The following is an 18,833-nucleotide window of genomic DNA, read 5'->3' on the forward strand; positions in this document are numbered from 1 at the left end:
TTTGCAGCTCGGCTTAAAATTTCAGGTTAAGACCAAACACGTAGGTGGCCGATGTCATCGGAGTTGCTCCGCCCACAATGCCGGTCGAGGTTTCAGGATCGACCAGTTTGTAGGGCGAGAAAATGAAGGCGTTGTCGGCAGTTCCGTAGATACGCAGGCTCGAAATGTGCGCCTTGGTCAGCAGGCTTTTCGGGAGCGAATAGCCCAACGTGATGTTCCGGATTTTGACAAACGACCCGTCGTAAAACCGCACCGCGTCAGCGTACAAGGGTGCCGAAGCCGCGTACGGCAGTGGAATGGAATTCGAAGGATTTGTGGGCGTCCAGTAATCAAAATTCAGGCTGTTGAACCGACCCTGCCACTGGTTGCCGCCTAAATTGTGAAAATCACTCCGGAGCATTTGCCCCTGTCGTGCATACACCAAAAACGAAAAGTCGATGCCCTTGAAACTGAACCGGTTGGTCAAACCGCCACTCCATTTTGGAACGGTGGAGCCCAACACCGTCCGGTCGTCGGAATTGATGACGCCGTCGGGTTTGTTGGTCAAATTCCCGGTGGCGTCCCGGCCATTAACGTCGGCAATTTTGATGTCACCAGGCCGTTGTTTCGCCTGGGATTCCGCCTGAGCCGCTTCATTGGTTTGCCAGATGCCGAGTTGCTTGAAATTATAAAAAACCGAGATCGGCTGCCCAATAAACCACTGATTGCCAACGTCATCCTTTCCGTTAAACAGGTCAACGATTTCCTCCTTGTTGGAAAACAGATTCAGTCCGGCGTCCCATTTAAAACCAGAACTGGTGTTCACAACCGTACCGTTCAGCGTCAGCTCCCAGCCCCGGTTGCGGGTGGCTCCGATGTTTTGCAAAACCGATGCGTATCCCGACGAAATCGGTATAAGTCGGCTCAACAGCAAATCGCTGGTTTTGGTGTCGTAGCGCTCGATGGAACCGGTGATTCGGTCGCTCAGGAAACCAAAATCAAACCCAACGTTCAACGTTTTGGAGATTTCCCACTTCAGATCGGGATTCGGAATGATGCTCAAGCCGTAACCATAACCGGGGTCATTGCCAAAGGCATAGATCGAACGACCCAGCCCGCCCAGCGTCTGGTATGGCGCAATTGACGTGTTGCCGACTTCGCCATAACCCGCCCGCAGTTTCAGGAAAGAGAGCGTTTTGTTGCCCGACAAAAAAGCCTCGTCCGAAATCACCCAGCCCGCGGAAATCGATGGAAAAAACGCCCATTTATTGCCTTTCGACAAACGCGAGGAGCCATCGGCGCGGCCGGTCAGCGTGAGCAGATACCGGTCTTTAAAACCGTAGTTGATCCGGCCCATGTACGACAGTAACCCCCACTGCGTCAGCGAGCTGGTAATGCCGGTAACGGTCGTGGCGCTTCCCAGATCATAGAACGAAGAGGTTTCGATCGGAATATCCCGCCCGCTCGCGCTCGACGATTCAAAGCGGTTTTTCTGCGTGCTGAACAGCCCGACCACATTGAGCGAATGCACCCCGAATTTCTTGTTGTAACTCAGCAGATTCTCAAGCGTGTATGCAAAATTCTGCTGATTTTCGACGGTCGCCGTGCTGGCGCTTCCGGCCAGCGTGCCGTTGTAATTTCCCCGGCGATACGTGCTGAAATCCGGACCGTAGTTCAGGCGGTACGTCAGTCCTTCGGCTAGGGTATATTCGCCGAAAATCGTGGCAAAAATCCGGTATTTCTTCCGTTCGTCCACGAACTGATTCGGCTGGTATTCCAGCAACGGGCTGGTAATGTTGCCCTCGCGCGGGTTCGGATACGCCAGAAAACCGCCATTGGCGTCGTACGGGGCCACGAGGGGCGAAAACGTCAGAGCGTTGGTATACGGCGCGTTGGCCATTAGGTTCTGCAAATCGGTCGAAACCGTGGCGCTCACCCCGAGTCGGATTCGCTCGGTCAGTTTGGTGTCGATATTGGCCCGAAACGAATAGCGCCGGTAATCGCTTTTCTGCATGACGCCCTTCTCATCGAAAAACGAGCCGGAAAGGTAATAGGTCGTATTTTTGGCACCGCCACTGGCCGACAACTGGTGACTTTGCTGAACGCCGTCGCGCAGAATCAGGTCGAGCCAATTGGTCGATAGCCCTTTTGCCAGGTTGTCGATTTCCACGCTGCTGAGCAGCGAAGCATCCTGACTGGCGTTGTCGGGAGCGAGTCCGCGCGAAATGCGTGCGTATCGGACAAACTCCTCGCCGTTCATCAGATTGAGGTCTTTTTTGGCTTTTTTGACCCCATAATAGCCATCGTAACTCAACACGGTTTTCCCTTCCTTGCCGCGTTTGGTCGTAATCAGAATCACGCCGTTGGCGCCCCGCGATCCGTAAATGGCGACAGCGCTGGCATCTTTCAGCACCTCCATCGACTCGATATCGTTGGGGTTGAAGTCGTTGATATTCACGTCAGTCGGAATGCCATCGATGACGTACAGCGGATTATTGCTGGCGTTGATCGACCGGTTTCCCCGAATCCGAATCGTGGGGTTGGAACCCGGAGCGCCATTGGCCCGAACAATATCGACGCCCGCCAGCCGACCCTGGGCATTGGCGAGAAAATTGGACGATGGCGTTTCAGCGATGTCTTTGCTGGAAATCGACGAAATGGCGCCCGTTAAATCCCGTTTTTTCTGGGTTCCGTAGCCCACCACGACGATTTCACTCAGCGTTTTTTCATCCGTCACCAACGTGACGTTCAGGACGGTCTTGGTGCCGACCGGAATTTCCTGTGTCAGATAACCGACATAGCTGAACACCAGCACGGCGGATTTGTCGGGAACCTGAATCCGAAACTGGCCGTTGCCGTCGGTAGTGGTGCCGCGCTGAGTGCCTTTCACAATTATGGAAACGCCCGGCAGGCCCTCCCCTTTTTCGTCGGCAATCGTCCCGGTAATCGTTTCCTCAGCGGGTTGAACCAGTGCCGAGGATTCGGAAAAAGACGGTTTTGAAGCCGGAGCCGCCGGTAAGCGGTTCAGAATGATCTGTTTGCCCGACACTTCGTAGCCGAGATTCAGCGGTTTCAGCATTTCTTCCAGCACGGTTCCGAGTTTTTCGCGCTGAACATGGAGCGAAACTTTCCGTTCGGCCTGAATCAGGCTGGTGCTGTAGAGAAACCGGACCTTGGCCTGGTCTTCGATGAGCGCCAGCACGGTTTTTACATCCTGGCTTTGCACCTGAATCGTCACTCTGGCATCTAAAATGGCCTGCGCCCGGATACCGGTAGCCAGGGCAATGCTGGTTAACAGACTCGATAGAAACAGTTGCAGGCAACTCATTTTCAGGGCCTTTCGCCAGCAAATTAAGGTAGGGAGATTTATTTTCATTTAGTCACTTGGTTGGGTTATTGATAATGTCATGCTATTCTCTACTGCTTTGATCGGGCAAATATACCATGCAATGCCCGTTCAGAGGCTTTTTACTTTATAAAACCGGTAGATTTTATATACATTTTTTCTACGATTGCCAGTTAACTTGTCCATATCACGCAGCTACTGACACCCTTTGGCGGAAATAACAATCTGGGCATCAACCACTTCGTACCGGCCTTCGATTCCTTTGCAGAGCAGCTTCAATTTTTCGAAAAGCGGTTCGTCGGTTAAGTATGCCGTTAACAAACAGTGACCAAGCAGGTCCTCATCGTATACAATATCGACACCGTAAGCCTGTTCCAGCGTTGCGAAGATTTTGGAAACCGGTTCGTCCTTGAACTCAAAGTTTTGAGTCTGAACGGGTAAGGGCTCGGCAACCAGCGTTTTTTTCATCCGAACGTCATCGCGGGAAAACAGAATTTGCTGATTCGGCGTCAGCACCACGCCTTCCAGTTCGCGGTTGGCCTGCATTTCGTTGGCGCGGCTGTCGGTTCGGGCAAACACCGAGACTTTCCCGGTTTTTACCTGCACCACCACCTGCTTCCCGACTTCGGCGGCTTTCACCCAGAAACTGGTGCCCAGCACTTTTGTAACCAATTCGTCGGCATAGACAAAAAAGGGTTTACCGGGATTTTTGATCACCCGAAAAAACGCATCGCCCGACAGATACACCTCCCGCTTAGCCTGCCGATCGAAGTCCCGGGCGTAACCGATCCGGCTGTTGGGTTGCAGCAAAACCGTACTTCCATCGGGCAGCGAAACCGTCATGGGCGTTTGGGAAGTATTCACTTTTTCGAGCAGTGCCACCGACGCCTGATCGATCAATTGCTCGTATTGCGTCGCCGGGCGGTTTTCCAAATACAGCCAGAGTCCCAAGCAAAGCACCACCGACGCAGCCGCCAGCCACCGCCAGCCCAGTTGAAACCGGGGATTTGGTGCCGATTCAATACGGTCCTGAATGTTGGCAAACATCCGCCCCACCTGCTGCTCATCCGGGTGATTTTCGACCACTTCCAGGTCCATCGTCAGCAAAACCGCCCGGGCTTTTTCAACGACGGTCCGCTTCTCCGGATGCTGATCCAGAAACCGCTGCCAAAAGGTGTCGGTTTCGCGCGTTGGCTCAAACACCCATTGCCGAAAGGTTTCGTCTTTCAAAAAAGCCTCCAGATCGGAATTGGCGGAATCCATTATGCGGTTTTTTGAGTAAAGAATTAGATTATCCCTTTATCAGGAAAGAGACGACGAAGCGGGCGTTTAACTCACCTCAGGCGAAAAAAAATAAAAAAAAGGCGAGGAAGGTTAGCAAAAAAGCAACTTTTCGGAGTTTGTGAAGCGCCCGTTGCAGCAGGTTACGGACCGATTGTTCATTGACTCCCAGAATCGTGGCAATCTGGGAGTAGGTGAAATCCTGGTAATAGTAAAGCATCAGCACTTCGTATTGCCGCAGCGGAAGCGATTTCAGTTTCGCCTGTAAATCAGCGGTTTGGATTTGCAACAATTCCGCATTGATCACTTCCGTTTCGGCGGCATGACTGACCGGCAACAGCAGCTCATCGGTAGTTTCCCAACGTTCGGACAGCAACTGATCCGGGCGAATGGACTTGTGGATCTTCCGACGCAATGACCGAAACAAATAAAACCGGGCCGAATCGACGTCGCTCAGGCGGCTGCGACTTTGCCACAAGTCAACGAACAGGTCCTGAACCGCGTCTTCAACGGCCTGTTCATCATCGGTTATTTTTTTGCCGTAACTGAAAAGCACCCGGACATACCGCTCGTAGAGCAGCGCGAAAGCGGTTTCGTCGCCCCGCTTAAAAGCCTGCCACAAGGTTTTGTCATCAGTAGTCTGCAGGCACATCATTCAAGCTCAATCGAATCGTTTCTGTCCATTCGTGGTAAGAGCATTTTATCCTACTAAACTACTCAACTATTGACAATCTATGCAATCTATTTTTTCATTAAATTTGACGTTGCATCAACAAACACCGGTTTTTATGTTCCGAAAAACGTTCCTTTACGGCTTAGTCGTTGTCCTGAGCATTCCCGCTTTTTCCCAGCAAAAACAGCGGTTTCAGAATCTACAACAAGCCATTGCAGCAACCGGACAACTCGCTGGCTCTCAAGGACCTTCGAGCGTCAACTGGATTGACGGCGGAAACCGGTTTTCGTATATCGGAGCGAACAACAGTATTCGGTCGTTTTCGCCGAAAGACCAGCGCGAGGAAGTCGTTTTCGACGGCAGTCAACTGAAATTTCCCGGAACTGGTCAGACCTTTGCCTACGAATCCTTTCAATGGTCGAAAGACTCGAAATACATTTTGTTCCAGTCCAATTTCCGGCCCGTCTGGCGTCGGTCGGGGTTGTCGGATTTTTACATGTACGCCGTTGCGGACAAGAGTTTGAAACTGGTGGCCAAGGACGCTCAAACCGCCGAATTGTCGCCCGACGGTTCCAGAATTGGGTACGAGCGGGATGGAAATCTGTTCATTTTTGATTTTGCCAGCCAAAAAGAAACCCAGCTAACCAACGACGCGGCTCCGTCGCTCTACAACGGGCGGTTTGGCTGGGCGTATGAAGAAGAGTTTGGGCTGGCACAGGCCTGGGAATGGTCGCCCGACAGCAAATTCATTGCGTACTGGCAAATCGACGAGCGTCAGGTTCCGATTTACGCCATGACGGATTACAAGGGTTTTGACGAAAACTTCACCAAACTGCCGTACCCGCGTGTGGGCGATAAAAACCCGACAGCGCGGATTGGTGTCATTGAAATTGGCAACCGCCAACAGCAATGGATGAAAGTCGATCTGGCCGATGGGTACATTCCGCGTATTTACTGGACCTCGCAGGAAGGACAACTGGCGCTGGTGCACCTGAACCGCAAGCAGAACGATTTGAAGCTGTTTCTGGCCAACGCCCGAACGGGTGACGCGAAACAAATTATGGAAGAAAAGTCGAAAGCCTGGGTCGACGTTTTTGATTTTTTCGCCGGAATCATGCACTACTTTTATTTCCCGGCCAATTCGCAGGAGTTTTTCTGGGTTTCGGAGCGCGACGGCTGGGCGCATATTTACCGCTACGATTATAGCGGCAAACTGCTGAATCAGGTCACGAAAGGCAATTGGGAAGTGGTTTTTGTCCACAACGTCGACGCCAAAAGCAGGAAAATTTACTACACTTCGACGGAGCAGTCGCCGACGGACCGGCAGTTGTATGTCGTTGATTTTGACGGAAAAAATAAACAGAAACTGACTCAGGCACCAGGGCGGCACAAGATCGATTTTTCGCCGGGGAGTCAGTATTACATCGACCGGTTTTCGAACGTAACGACGCCTTTGCAGGTTGAACTGCGCGACACGAAAGGGGCAAAAATCAAGACGCTGGAAAGCAATGCAGCGGTTTCACAATTTCTGAGCAGTTACGCATATGTGCCGAAGGAACTGTCCGGTTTTACAACTTCCGACGGGCAGAAAATCGACATTTCCATTATTAAACCGCTCAATTTCGATCCAACTAAAAAATACCCGGCCGTCCTCGATATTTACGGCGGTCCGGGTGCGCAATCGGTTTATAATGAATTCAGTACGACGGGCTGGCATCAATATCTGGCGCAGCAGGGCTATGTGATTGTGAGCGTCAATAACCGGGGCAGTGGCGGCTACGGCTACCGGTTTGAAAAAGTCGTCTACGAAAAATTGGGGCAGTTCGAAAGCCTGGATTTTGTGGAAACCGCCAAACACCTGGCGACCCTGCCGTGGATCGACGCGGGCCGCATTGCCATTCGGGGCCACAGTTACGGCGGTTACATGAGCAGCTACACCATGCTGGCGCATCCCGGTATTTTCAAAGTCTCGATTGTGGGCGCGCCCGTCACCGACTGGCGGCTGTACGACAGCATTTATACCGAGCGTTACATGGGTTTATTACCTGAGAATGAAGCGCTTTACCAGAAAAGCGCGGTTTCGCCGAACGCCAAAAACCTGAAAGGCAAGATGTTCATCGCTCATTCGACGATGGATGAAAACGTGCACGTCCGCAACACGATGCAGTTGATGAACGCCCTGGAAGATGCTGGTAAAGACGCCGACCTGCGCATCTATCCGCCGGGTGCCCACGGCGTCGCCTACAGCGGCACCAGTTCGTTGCTGCTGTACCAGCAATACACGGATTATCTGGAGAGGTATTTGAAGAACTAGCAGTACCGATTGATTATAAGCACATTAGAAAAGCTACCAATTTCTGCTAATGTGCTTATAATCAGTCTCCAACCTTGATTCCTTCTTCTGCCAGATAGCGACCAATATTGAAAGATTGGCCATCCAGAAGTTCCAGCTCCCGGTTCCAGTCCATCGTAAGCCAGGCGTCGGCGGACTGCTCGGCAATCATAATTTGCTGGGTGTCGGTAAAAACCCAAATCACTTTGCTGGTGCCAAAATCGAGCAGTTTCCGGGTCTTTTTATTGACATAATTGAAGTCTTCAATTTTAGAAATATCCGCTTTGACGTCAATTTCAATCACAACTTTAGCCGGTACGTCCACATAATGAACATTGATTTTATCCGGGGTCAAGATGCTCTTTTCGTAAATCGCGACATCGTGCGAAAGGTTATTCCGATGATCAATGTGAACACCTGCTTCGTTAGAGGCAAACCAGTATTTTTTTTCATTCAGCGAGCGAAACATTATTCGCATGAAATACGACACAAGAACCCACTGTAACGAGCTTGAACCCATAATTTCTTCCGGTGTTTTTTTCCCCGCCAAAACCGCTTCATACCCTCTGTAATATAAGGGTCTCCCGTCCAAAACCTCATAAACCAGCGATTCCAGTAGCACTTTCTGTTTAGACGTTTTCCCCATCGATTTGACACCCGGCTGTTTGTGGGATTGTCCAGCCACATTTTTCTTCTCCAGCGTCTCCATATCGTATCATTATATTGCAAAATACGGGTTTTCCCGACAAAAAAGAATCAATAGGCCACCTCTATCTTGAATAAGGTTCGCTCGGAACGTTCGCAAAAGGGGATGAATTTCTGATAAAACCGCCCGCTTATACCTCCATTTTCAACGCTCTTCCGACCTCCTTCTGATGCAGTCGGCCGATCGGGAGTTCCTGACCGGCGATTTCGATGTGGCTGGGCGACCAGGCAGAAATCTTGTCGATGGCAACGATGTACGACCGGTGAATCCGCAGGAAATCCCGGTTTGGTAACATGGATTCGACCGAGCTGATGGCCTGTTTTACCACCAGCGGTTTGGCGGTCGTCGTGATGATCTTGATGTAATCTTTCAGGCTTTCGACGTATAGAATGTCTTTCGTGTAGACTTTCACCATCTTCCGGTCGGCGCGGAAATACAGAAACGAACCGCGCTCCGGCGACACCAGTTCTTTTTCGACCGGCGATTGATCCGGCTCAGTCAGTTGGAGCGAAACCGCCTGCGGTTCTAGGTGCATGACTTTGGAAACCGCCCGCAAAAACCGCTCGAACGGAATGGGTTTCAGCAGGTAATCGACCACGTCCAGATCAAAACCGTCGAGGGCGTATTCACGGTAGGCTGTCGTAAAAATCACTTTGGGAGGATTCCGCAAACTCCGCAGGAAATCAGTACCGGTGAGTTTGGGCATTTTAATGTCCAGAAACAGCAGATCGACCGGCATGGATTGCAGCAAACTGAACGCCTGAACGGCATTGTGGCATTTGCCGACAATCTCGAGTCCATCGACCATTTCTATGTACGACTCAATAATTTCCACAGCGTGTGGCTCGTCATCGATCAGGAGACAACGTAAATTCATAGTGGGGTGTGTATTTGTTGTTGTTCTAAAACTAAACCGGTATTTCCGCCACCGGCAGCGTATTCGATTTCAAAACTGCTGGTTCCTTCGGCAAATGCAAGGTCAGATCAATCAGAAAAGTCTCTTCCTCCGGCTGAATCGTCAGTTCGTATTTTCCCGGATACAACAGCTCCAGCCGTTTCCGAACGTTCTGCAAACCAATGCCCCCGACGGAGGTCGCCCCAACGGAGGTTGCCCCGATGTCCGTTGGAGCAAAAGTATCGGAATCGCGACTATTTACCAATTTAAAGGTCAGCACGTTATCGTCAACCGCCAGATCCATAAAAATCCAGGCCTGCTCCAGTTGCTCACTGGTTCCGTGCTTAAAGGCGTTTTCCAGAAACGGAATCAGTAACAAAGGCGCGATTTGTTTGCCCTGCAAATCTCCCTGAAAATTCAGCGACACATCCAGCCGGGAACCGTACCGCAGTTGTTCCAGCCCGATGTAATTTTTCATAAACGAAATCTCTTTCTCCAGCAACACGTCCGACGCGTTGCAGTCGTACAGCATGTAACTAAGCAATTGCGACAGTTTCAGCACCACCGCCGGGGACTGCTCCGATTTCCGTAATGTCAACGCATACAGATTATTAAGCGTATTAAACAGAAAGTGCGGGTGAATCTGCGACTTAAGCAACTGCAATTCGGCCTGAAATTTTTCCTTCTCAATCTGCCGGAACGCCTTTTCTTTCAAGTACCAGATTTTAACCAGTTTGATGGCAGCCACAAAACCGGCCACCGTGATTCCGCCCCGTAGCCCGGCCATTAATAAATAGTTGAGTCCTCCTCCGCGCACCCGCGAGGTGCCCATCCAGGAATGAATCGGTGTGACGACCCAATTTGAAAGAACGGCGGAGGTACAGGCGCTCAGGAACGATAACAGGATCACCCCGGCGACCATCTTCCAGTACGGTCCATTGTCCAGATAACGCGGGAACAGAACGTAAATAATTCCGTAAGCCAGCACCATGTGGGCGGGCATGAAAATGATCGAGCTGACTCCCGAGGTCAGCAAACCCATCAGGAGCGCCATCGTTTCGCCGTAGCCCCGGTACAGAAAATCCAGGATCGGAAAGACCCCGTACAGAACCGTAAAATACAGCCAGACCACGCCCCAGAAAAGTCCGTGACGGGCCAGCCGGTACCGTGGCTGATTGGAAAAGATGAAGTTACTGTCAGACAGTTGCATACGAAGGCCGGATTACTGATCGAATATAGACAAACGACTCCGAAACCGCTATGATTCGGGCGAATTGTAGACGAACGGCGGCTCTTCGTCGCTAAACGACCTGGTTTACTGCCATTTTCACATTCGTCGCCGTTCGGTTGCTGTATCAACCGCCAACCTTCCCATTAGACGAAAAGGCCAGCAGCCCGTTTTTCCGCTGTTTACTTTTGAACCGTCGACTACGACTAAAACAACAACTACGAACAAATCGCTCCGGCGACAACATCATGAACAAGTACACCCACTTCCGTCTGGCCTTACTGGCCGTCATTTTATTTCTGTCGGTAACAGTAACCTCTTTTGGGCAGGGACGGCAAAACCGCCTGACCAACTCGCCCCGCGAGGGCTTCTGGGTTGTTGAATCGCAACCGAAACAAAAAAGCGTTGCTCTCTTCTATAACGACGATAACCAGCTCATTTACAAAGAGGTACTTCTCAAAAAACGGCTTAACCTTAAACAAGCCAAAACCCGGGAAAGTCTGAATGCGGTTTTGGAACAGGCGCTACGGCAATGGGCCAGCGCGCAGCAACCGGGTGGCAGCCCGATCCGGAACGACCAGCATTGGCTGGCCGCGGAGTTGTATTGAGCGATTGACCATGGACGATTGACCATGGACGATTGGCTATGGTTTCAAAACAGGTAATGAAGAACAAAGGACGTCTTATTTCTCTTGTCTCACCTCTTTTATCTATGGTCAATGGTCGATCGTCAATGGTCAACCGCCTACCCTCTCACCCCTCAAGATAATAATTTGGTTAAATTGGTTCGAGTCCCCCGGTTTGGCATTTTGCTCCGAACCGGGGGCTTTTTTTGGGTAAAATAGGTTTCGATTAGCCCTGTAAAAGTTGTATTGGCGTTTCTAATCCGTATTTTCGGACTTTCGATCCATCCAACCGCCCCGCATGCAAACCGGCCCTGCCACTTCCTCGATCCGCACCGAAATTCTGGCGGGTGTTTCCACTTTTCTGGCAACGATGTATATCATCGTCGTCAATCCGGCCATTCTGAGTCAGGCCGGATTGCCGTTCAGCGGAGTTCTGACGGCCACGGTTTTGCTGTCTTTTGCCTGTAGCCTGATGATGGGTCTGTACGCCCGCAATCCGATGGTGGTTGCGCCCGGCATGGGCATCAACGCGTTCTTTACGTTTACCGCCGTCAAAGTTATGGGCGTCCGGCCCGAAGTGGCGCTGGGGGCGGTTTTCTGGGCGGGGGTGCTGTTCATGATCCTGTCGGTGTTCAACGTTCGCTCCGCCATTGTCAAACTCATCCCGAAGACGTTGCGGTATTCGGTTTCGGCGGGTATCGGCCTCTTTATCACGCTCATCGGTTTTGAAAACGCCCAGTTCATCGTGGCTAATCCGGCCACGCTGGTCAGCATCGCCAGCCTGAAAGATCCCATCGTCCTGACGTTTATTTTCGGCTTACTGCTCACCAGCGTTCTGATGATCCGCCAGGTTCCGGGCGCCATCATCATCGGGATCGTGCTGACAACCCTGGCCGCCGTGCCCGTTGGTCGGTGGTGGGGAGATGCCTCGGCGGTGAATTTCGGAACCAAGACCCTCGTCAACTACCGTGGCATTTTTGCGGCTCCGGATTTCAGTCTGATCGGGAAACTCGATCTGGTCAATTCGCTGCAATGGACGCTCTGGCCGGTTATTTTTGCCTTCGTTTTTACGGATTTATTTAATAGCCTGTCCACCTTCGTAGGAGTTGCCGAAGCCGCCGATTTGTACGATGAAGACGGAAATCCGCGCAACATGAACCGCTCGCTGCTGACCGACGCCGTGGCCACCACGCTGGCCGGATTGCTGGGAACCAGCCCCGGCACCGCCTACATCGAATCGGCGGTGGGCATTGCCCAGGGTGGCCGAACGGGGCTAACGGCCATCGTAGCCGGTTTTCTCTTTCTGCCGTTTCTGTTTCTCTCGCCCCTGTTGTCGGTCATTCCGGGCATTGCCACCGCTCCGGCGCTGGTGCTGGTTGGGGCGTTTATGATGAAGCCGATCACAAAAATCAACTGGAACCAACTGGACGACGCCTTACCGGCCTACCTGTCGATGGTGTTGATTCCGTTCAGTTACTCGATCACGCAGGGGCTGACCTGGGGTTTTCTGACCTGGACAATCGTAAAACTATCGCTGGGCAAATCCAACGAAGTCCCGGTCGGTTTGCTCATCGTCGATCTGTTCTGCATCCTGTCGCTCTTCTCCGGACACTGATTTTCAGGGCAGTACGGCTACTAGCTCCACTTCGACCAGGGCCGTTTCCATGTAAAGCCGCTGAATCTGAACCCAGGTGGCCGCCGGAAAATCGTTGTTGTAATACTTTTTCCGAATGTCGTTATGCTTTTTCATTTCCTCGATGTTGGTCGTGTACAAGTTTTCTTTGACCACATTCTGAAAAGTGGCTCCGTAAAAAGCCAGCGTTTTCTGTAGTCCGTTGTACACATTCGTCAGGGCCGTAGCCGCATCGCCCACGCCGACCGTTCCGGAGATGTAAATCGTTTTGCCAACTTTGACGGCTTGCGCATACCCCGCACCGTCTTCTCCGGCTTTGCCAAGATGAAATTTCTGTTTTTCAATTGTATTCTGGCCGGATTGTGCGTAAACGTTGTTCAAAATCATCATGAAAAGCGTCAGGGAAATAAAAATGATCCGTTTTTCCATCGTATTTTAGTTGTTTAACCCAGTGAAAGATGCACCCTAAATTCTCCAAATACATCCGTCCGAACCGGTTTTTACGAACCAGCCTGTTCGTCATCTGCCTCGCCGTCAGCACGGCTTCAACCTATGCCCAGGTCTATAAAACCCGGCCAATTACCGCCCTGCTCGGTGCGTTCGACGAAGAAGTGAAGCTCGTGCAAAAATCGTTGAAAAACCCCAAAAGCCGAACGCTGAACGGCATTCATTTCATGACCGGACGCATCAACGGGCGGAAAGTGGTGGTGGCCGAAACCGGAATTGGCAAAGTCAACGCGGCCATGACCACGGCGTTTGTGCTGGCTTATTTTAAACCACAACGGGTGCTTTTTACGGGAATCGCGGGTGGCACCAATCCCGACCTGCAGCCCGGCGACATCGTCATTGCCCGACAAACCGCCCACCACGATTACCATTCCATTACGTTTCAGCAACAGAAAACCAATCAGACCCGCAACGCCATCACGAAAGAAATGAATCCGACGTATTTCCCCGCCGATTCGGTGATGATGCAAACCGCCCGGGAAGCGGCCAAAACCGTCCCGTTCGAAAGCATTCCCTCGACTTCGCGGCCGCCTTCGATCATCGTTGGCACGGTTGTGACGGGGGATGTGTTTGTTTCTTCCGAGGAAAAAGTGGCCAGTTTGCGGTCGGACTTCAACGCTGATGCCACCGAAATGGAAGGAGCTGCCGTCGCGCAGGTGTGCTACCAACAGCAGATTCCCTGTCTGGTTATCCGCAGTTTGAGCGACAAAGCCAATTCCAACGCCCGGCAGGACATGCTGACGTTTTTCAAAATTGCCGCCCGCAATTCCGCCAACCTGGTCATGGCCATTGCGGGGAAACTCTAACCCTGACAGCGGTCGAAGACCCTGTCAGCGGTTAGAATTGGGGTTTGAAATCAACCGCTGTCAGGGTTATTTACCCATTACCAACCGGGTTTGGGCCGGTGCATTTTCGGCGTCCAGCAACTGAATAGTCAGCGGGCCGTCTTTCTGAACGTTCCGGTCGATGGCCAGCGTAATGGTATGAACGCCCTGCGAAAGTTCCGCGACCAGGCCACGGTCGGTCAGCTTGACCGGTTTTTGACCAATCCAGGCGCTGGTTCCCGCCGTTGAATTCAGGGCCAGGCTCACATTTCCCCGGCTAACGACCTCAATGTCAAACCGCACGAAGCTGTAGCGTTTAGCCGCGCTGGCTTCCACGACCGGCAGCTCGTCCAGCGGCAGTTCGCCGGAAACTTTGCTGTATGCCGGTTGCCAGAACACTTTTGCATTGTCTTTCACGATAAAACCGGGGCCATCGGTCAGCACCTTTTTGGCGGCTTCTTTCGTCGCCGAAACCGTACTCCAGCGACGCACCAACCGGGCGGTCGGCACCCGGAATTTACCGGATTCGCCCATTTTGGACAGAAAACCGATCAGGTTAACAAACTCATTCTTATCCAGACTGGCCGTTAATCCCGCGGGCATCAGCGAACCGGGCACTTTCTCCATGACGTTGATCTGGCTTTTCGGAACCGAAACTTCCTGCCCGCTCACATCGCGCACCACAATGTCGGACGTTCCGTTGCTGACAATGTAACCCATCATTTCGCTACCGTCTTTTTTCGCAATCCGCTGCAATTCATAGCCTTCCTTGATGGATTCGTTGGGATACAAAATCGACTTGATGATGGTTTCCACCGGTGAGCTGGTACCAAGGCTGCTCAAATCCGGGCCGATGCGTCCGCCCGCTCCGCCAATCGCGTGGCAGGTCTGGCAGGTCAGGGCGGTTTTCCGGAAAACGAGTTCGCCTTTCACCGGATCGGCGGTTTCGGCAACGGTTTTGGCCAGACTGCTGATGGCCTGCGCGTTCAGTTCCTGGGGCATTTTTTCGGCGGGTAGCGTTCCACCCGACGCTTCCAGCGCCTGGTTCAGCGACTTAACGCTATCTTCACCCCGCCGGTTGTAAGGCACCCGGCGTTGCATAATCTGCCGTCCTTCTTTGGCCCGGTTTTCGGGTATTTTCCGCGCGACCAGCTCATCAGCCAGTGCCTGAACACTCGCCCGACTCATGATAAATGCCTGAAACAGTTCCGAAACATCGGTTTGTGCCGGCAGGCTCCGCAGCAGATCTCCCGCAATCCGGGCCGCTTCGGCAGCATTGACCGCCACCAGTTGGGCGGTTGCGGCCAGCCGGATTTCCGGCGGATTTTTCGCACCGGTCATGTCCACCAACGCCTTCCGGGACTGCTCCGTATTCAGGGATGCCAGCGCGTTCAGGGCGGCTTTTTTCGTAGCGGTTTCTCCTTTCTGGGCCAAATTAACCAGCGTTCCCGTCTGATCGGCCAGTTTCCATAAGCCAATTAACCGAATCGCAGTGGTCGCAATGGCGTCGTCATCGTTAGTAATAAAACCGGTAATCCGGTTCAGATTTTGGGACGGTTTCACGCCCCGACCAGCCGCTTCGGCCAGCGTAGCCAGTTGGGCCGCCACCGCTTTGCTCTGACCCGTGTTCCCCTGCACGGCTTTGTCAAACAGCAAATCCATATCCACTGCACTTCCAAACTTGCCAATCGAACTTAGCGCATCCTTTTGATACTCTTCGGGGACCTGATCCTTTTGGTACAGTTGCGTCAGTTGCGCAGCCGCAGCCGGGTTGCTCACCGACTTCAAAGCGAAGGCGGTTTTCTTCGCATTTCCCAGAAAACCGGGCTCCGTTTTCAGTTTGGCCAGCCATTGCGGCTCCAGTTCGCGGACGGTTTGCCACAGCGCGTAATCCAGAAACTCATCCATCGGATTATCCAAAACCGCCAATGCCGTTCGGGCCGCTTCGGCGCTCGGTATTTTCCGCAATGCAATAACCGCTTCCAGCCGCACCTGTGGATGTTTGTCGGACACGGCTTTGGTCAGCAGAGCCGGTACATTGGCGATTTTTGTATGCCAGAATTCAAGCGCCCGCAAGGCCGCAGCCCGCGCGTTATGACTCTGGGCATTCAACAAACTTACCAGCAATGGTTCGTTTACAACTTCAAGCGTCTGGTAAGTCCAGAGGGCTTCCAGTAGGTTGTGCTCGTAATTGGCATCCTGTTTATCCAATCCCTGCACCCATTTCTGGATGGCCGGAATCACTTCGGCAGCTCCGCGTTCCTTCAATACCTGTTTGGCCTGAGCCCGCGTCCAGTCTTCCGGCAACTTCAGTGTTTCCAGCAATTCGCTGACGCTCGCTTTGCTCAAGGACGGTTTCTTCACCAGCGGGCGGTTTTTAGCCACAATCCGCCAGATGCGGCCGTGTTCTTTGTCCCGACGCGGATCATGAAAATCCACCTCTCCGTGCTGAATGATCGGGTTGTACCAGTCAGCCACGTAAATGGCGCCATCCGGCCCCACATTAATATCGACTGGACGAAAGGCGACGTGATCGGTCCACAGCAAATCTTCGACCTGCTTGGAGGCATACCCGCTGCCCTGTTCTTCCAGCTTAAACCGGTTGATTCGGTTGGCCCGGAAATCGTTGGTAATCACGCTCCCCAGCCAGGATTCCGGCAGGTGACGGCCCGATACCACGTCCAGACCGCTGTGCTTGGGTTGTCCCGGATTCAATCCCCGCAGAATTCGGGCGGCACCCGGCGCGGTCACAAACGTCGCGCCCGGAAAGGCGTAGTTGATGCCTTCGCCACCGGCGCCGTCGGTTAGAAACGACTGCCCCCAGCGGTCGAACTGCAGCCCCCACGGATTGATCAATCCCCGGGCGTAGATGTCCAGGTCGAGGTTTTTGGGATTCAATTGCCAGACACCACCCCCTTCCAGCCGCTTGATACCTCCAGGTGTTTCAACGTGGCTATAGGTGTAAATCGACTGGTTGAAATACAGCTTGCCTTCCGGTCCCCAGCGAAACGTGTGAATGAGGTGGTGCACGTCGGCCGTGCCAAAACCGTTCAAAATCCGGCGTCTTTTATCAGCTTTGCCGTCGCCGTCGGTATCCATCAAATGGAGAATTTCCGTCGAATTGGCCACGTAAACGCCACCGTCGCCCGGCAGAATTCCGGTCGGGGTGATCAGTCCTTCGGCAAAAATGGTCGATTTGTCGGCTTTGCCGTCGCCGTCGGTATCTTCCAGCACAAAAACCTTGTCGTTGCCTTCTTCACCGGTTTTCAGGTGCGGGTAGGCCGTACTGCTGACCACCCACAACCGGCCGTCGGCGTCCCAGTTCATTTGAATGGGTTTGGCAACCAGCGGTTCGGAAGCAAACAGCGATACTTCAAAACCGTCGGCAATTTTAAACGACTCCAGCTCACGTTTTACATCCGGATTCGGCACGTCTTTTTTGTCATCCTGCGTGACGGAGGAAGTCATCAGCAGAATGGCCGGAAGAATCAGGATTCTGCGTAATAGGGTCAGGGAAGGGCTATTTTTCATTCTTTTCACTTCAATAAAGTCAGTTGATACACACTTGATCGGGGCGCGCGGTTGAGGGCAACCTGGCTTTCCAGCCATTTAATGATGAAGCTTTGCTCCTCCAGCCCTTTCACGTGACGGCCCTGTTCGTAGGCGCGAAACCCGAGAATATAGGTCGTGTTAGGCGGGCGATACTGGAAGAAAAACAGGTCGTTCTTCTTCAAAATCATATGCCGGATTTCGTTGACCTGATTAAACGATGGTCCCTGCTGAATGAGAACGCCGTTTTCCCAATCCTTCGCCGAAGCGGTGACGACTTCCTGATTTTCAGTCGTTAACTTGTAAAATCCTTTTTTCAAACCGGTTACTTTCAGGACACGGGCATTCGTTGTTTTTTCGGCCAGCCCCGCTGGCTGCGGAAGCGGCAGGTATTTTTCGTCCATGGTAAAGATCAGCGTTGCCGCGTCCTTCCCAGCATTCACCATTTTGGCGGGGGTCGCAGCCTCGGCACCGGTTTTGGAAACGTTGACCGAAACCGTCTCCGCCCGGGGCGCCAGTCCCAAACTTTTTTCCAGCAGAGTAGCCAGGTAATAATAACCGTTTTCGTTCAGGTGAATGCCGTTTTCGGTGAGGGCGACGGTTTTGCTCAGCTCCTGAACGGGTTTATAAATGTCGATAAACCGCTTGCCGCGTTCCGAAGCGATCTTCGCAATGGCCGACGAATAGACTTCCAACAAGGCGTTATTCTGCGCTTTATGGGCAATGGTATCGCTGGATAAAACGGGAATCGGTGACAACAGAATCGCTCTGGCACCCAACTGATCGATCTTGTCGAGAAGTTTCAGCAACCCTTCCCGGAAAACCGGCAGACCTGCTTCGCCGTCCTGCGCTTCAATGCCGCCGAAGGCCAGAAAAACCACCGTCGGCTGAGTTTTGGTGAGGTGCTCCATCAGCAGTTGGTAGCCGGTCGGCGGATTCGTAATCGTGCTGCGGGCTACGCCGTACACATTGTCGCCCGCCCAGCCCAGGTTTCGGAACGTGACATCGCGGTCGGGAAAACGTGTGGTTAGCGCCAGCTCCAGGTAGCCATATTGGTAGTCATTTTCAAACAGGGAATTACCCAGAAAAACCACCCGGTCACCGTTTTTCAGCGTAAAAGGGGCATTTGGAGAATCTGCAACCGGCTGAGTGGTTTGCTGGGCAAAGGCCCATCTGTCGGGCAGGAAAAGTAAGAGGAGTAAAAGGTATCCAAGCGAGGCTGTTGCCTTCATCTTTCTCATGCATTTTTATTTT

13 protein-coding genes are annotated in these 18,833 nt (G+C 52.5%); 4 read left to right on the forward strand and 9 right to left on the reverse strand.

Annotation, left to right across the window (positions count from 1 at the left end):
* Positions 1-13: 13 nt before the first annotated feature.
* From GJJ30_RS30170 to GJJ30_RS30180, 3 genes are all read right to left on the reverse strand, one after another.
* The gene (locus GJJ30_RS30170; RefSeq protein WP_154178957.1) at positions 14-3,355 is read right to left on the reverse strand and encodes a TonB-dependent receptor; all 3,342 of its coding nucleotides are present in this window, start codon (positions 3,353-3,355) and stop codon (positions 14-16) included.
* A 165-nt stretch (positions 3,356-3,520) separates the two neighbouring features.
* Positions 3,521-4,588 carry a FecR family protein gene (locus tag GJJ30_RS30175; protein WP_154178958.1) on the reverse strand — a complete coding sequence of 356 codons (1,068 nt, stop codon included), beginning with the start codon at positions 4,586-4,588 and terminating at the stop codon, positions 3,521-3,523.
* 76 nt (positions 4,589-4,664) lie between these two features.
* Positions 4,665-5,261, reverse strand: a complete 597-nt coding sequence (locus tag GJJ30_RS30180; protein WP_154178959.1) for an RNA polymerase sigma factor — start codon at positions 5,259-5,261, stop codon at positions 4,665-4,667.
* 133 nt (positions 5,262-5,394) lie between these two features.
* Here GJJ30_RS30180 and GJJ30_RS30185 point away from each other — a divergent pair, with 133 nt between their 5' ends.
* Positions 5,395-7,593 (forward strand): S9 family peptidase, encoded by a 2,199-nt coding sequence (locus GJJ30_RS30185; RefSeq protein WP_154178960.1) that lies wholly within the window; start codon positions 5,395-5,397, stop codon positions 7,591-7,593.
* A 61-nt stretch (positions 7,594-7,654) separates the two neighbouring features.
* Here GJJ30_RS30185 and GJJ30_RS30190 read toward each other — a convergent pair whose 3' ends face one another.
* The 3 genes from GJJ30_RS30190 to GJJ30_RS30200 all read right to left on the reverse strand — a co-directional run bounded on the left by GJJ30_RS30190 (position 7,655) and on the right by GJJ30_RS30200 (position 10,422).
* Positions 7,655-8,320: a Uma2 family endonuclease gene (locus GJJ30_RS30190; protein WP_229313563.1), complete on the reverse strand. Its 666-nt coding sequence runs from the start codon at positions 8,318-8,320 to the stop codon at positions 7,655-7,657.
* Between the two features lie 127 nt (positions 8,321-8,447).
* Positions 8,448-9,194 (reverse strand): LytR/AlgR family response regulator transcription factor, encoded by a 747-nt coding sequence (locus tag GJJ30_RS30195; RefSeq protein ID WP_154178961.1) that lies wholly within the window; start codon positions 9,192-9,194, stop codon positions 8,448-8,450.
* 31 nt (positions 9,195-9,225) lie between these two features.
* Entirely contained in the window at positions 9,226-10,422 is a 1,197-nt protein-coding gene (locus GJJ30_RS30200; RefSeq protein WP_154178962.1) for a sensor histidine kinase, read from the reverse strand.
* Positions 10,423-10,688: 266 nt separating this feature from the next.
* Here GJJ30_RS30200 and GJJ30_RS30205 point away from each other — a divergent pair, with 266 nt between their 5' ends.
* Positions 10,689-11,048 carry a hypothetical protein gene (locus GJJ30_RS30205; protein WP_154178963.1) on the forward strand — a complete coding sequence of 120 codons (360 nt, stop codon included), beginning with the start codon at positions 10,689-10,691 and terminating at the stop codon, positions 11,046-11,048.
* A 316-nt stretch (positions 11,049-11,364) separates the two neighbouring features.
* Positions 11,365-12,681, forward strand: a complete 1,317-nt coding sequence (locus GJJ30_RS30210; RefSeq protein ID WP_154178964.1) for an NCS2 family permease — start codon at positions 11,365-11,367, stop codon at positions 12,679-12,681.
* 3 nt (positions 12,682-12,684) lie between these two features.
* Here GJJ30_RS30210 and GJJ30_RS30215 read toward each other — a convergent pair whose 3' ends face one another.
* Positions 12,685-13,128 carry a RidA family protein gene (locus tag GJJ30_RS30215; protein ID WP_154178965.1) on the reverse strand — a complete coding sequence of 148 codons (444 nt, stop codon included), beginning with the start codon at positions 13,126-13,128 and terminating at the stop codon, positions 12,685-12,687.
* Positions 13,129-13,157: 29 nt separating this feature from the next.
* Between GJJ30_RS30215 and GJJ30_RS30220 the strand changes: the two genes are divergently transcribed.
* Positions 13,158-14,012, forward strand: a complete 855-nt coding sequence (locus GJJ30_RS30220) for a 5'-methylthioadenosine/adenosylhomocysteine nucleosidase (protein ID WP_154178966.1) — start codon at positions 13,158-13,160, stop codon at positions 14,010-14,012.
* Between the two features lie 66 nt (positions 14,013-14,078).
* On the opposite strand, the gene GJJ30_RS30225 is transcribed toward GJJ30_RS30220, so the two are convergent.
* Both GJJ30_RS30225 and GJJ30_RS30230 read right to left on the reverse strand, forming a co-directional pair.
* The gene (locus tag GJJ30_RS30225; protein WP_154178967.1) at positions 14,079-17,561 is read right to left on the reverse strand and encodes a PVC-type heme-binding CxxCH protein; all 3,483 of its coding nucleotides are present in this window, start codon (positions 17,559-17,561) and stop codon (positions 14,079-14,081) included.
* Positions 17,562-17,566: 5 nt separating this feature from the next.
* On the reverse strand, positions 17,567-18,820 hold the full coding sequence (locus GJJ30_RS30230) for a GDSL-type esterase/lipase family protein (protein ID WP_154178968.1): 1,254 nt from the start codon (positions 18,818-18,820) through the stop codon (positions 17,567-17,569).
* Positions 18,821-18,833 lie beyond the last annotated feature (13 nt).

It is taken from the genome of Larkinella terrae (genome assembly GCF_009668025.1).
Classification (GTDB): Bacteria; Bacteroidota; Bacteroidia; order Cytophagales; family Spirosomataceae; genus Larkinella; species Larkinella terrae.

Bases quoted from the DNA above. Each gene is read 5' to 3' on its own strand.
- GJJ30_RS30170 (WP_154178957.1), bottom strand. From the start codon at position 3,355: ATGAAAATAAATCTCCCTACCTTAATTTGCTGGCGAAAGGCCCTGAAA.
- GJJ30_RS30175 (WP_154178958.1), bottom strand. From the start codon at position 4,588: ATGGATTCCGCCAATTCCGATCTGGAGGCTTTTTTGAAAGACGAAACC.
- GJJ30_RS30180 (WP_154178959.1), bottom strand. From the start codon at position 5,261: ATGATGTGCCTGCAGACTACTGATGACAAAACCTTGTGGCAGGCTTTT.
- GJJ30_RS30185 (WP_154178960.1), top strand. From the start codon at position 5,395: ATGTTCCGAAAAACGTTCCTTTACGGCTTAGTCGTTGTCCTGAGCATT.
- GJJ30_RS30190 (WP_229313563.1), bottom strand. From the start codon at position 8,320: ATGGAGACGCTGGAGAAGAAAAATGTGGCTGGACAATCCCACAAACAG.
- GJJ30_RS30195 (WP_154178961.1), bottom strand. From the start codon at position 9,194: ATGAATTTACGTTGTCTCCTGATCGATGACGAGCCACACGCTGTGGAA.
- GJJ30_RS30200 (WP_154178962.1), bottom strand. From the start codon at position 10,422: ATGCAACTGTCTGACAGTAACTTCATCTTTTCCAATCAGCCACGGTAC.
- GJJ30_RS30205 (WP_154178963.1), top strand. From the start codon at position 10,689: ATGAACAAGTACACCCACTTCCGTCTGGCCTTACTGGCCGTCATTTTA.
- GJJ30_RS30210 (WP_154178964.1), top strand. From the start codon at position 11,365: ATGCAAACCGGCCCTGCCACTTCCTCGATCCGCACCGAAATTCTGGCG.
- GJJ30_RS30215 (WP_154178965.1), bottom strand. From the start codon at position 13,128: ATGGAAAAACGGATCATTTTTATTTCCCTGACGCTTTTCATGATGATT.
- GJJ30_RS30220 (WP_154178966.1), top strand. From the start codon at position 13,158: ATGCACCCTAAATTCTCCAAATACATCCGTCCGAACCGGTTTTTACGA.
- GJJ30_RS30225 (WP_154178967.1), bottom strand. From the start codon at position 17,561: ATGAAAAATAGCCCTTCCCTGACCCTATTACGCAGAATCCTGATTCTT.
- GJJ30_RS30230 (WP_154178968.1), bottom strand. From the start codon at position 18,820: ATGAGAAAGATGAAGGCAACAGCCTCGCTTGGATACCTTTTACTCCTC.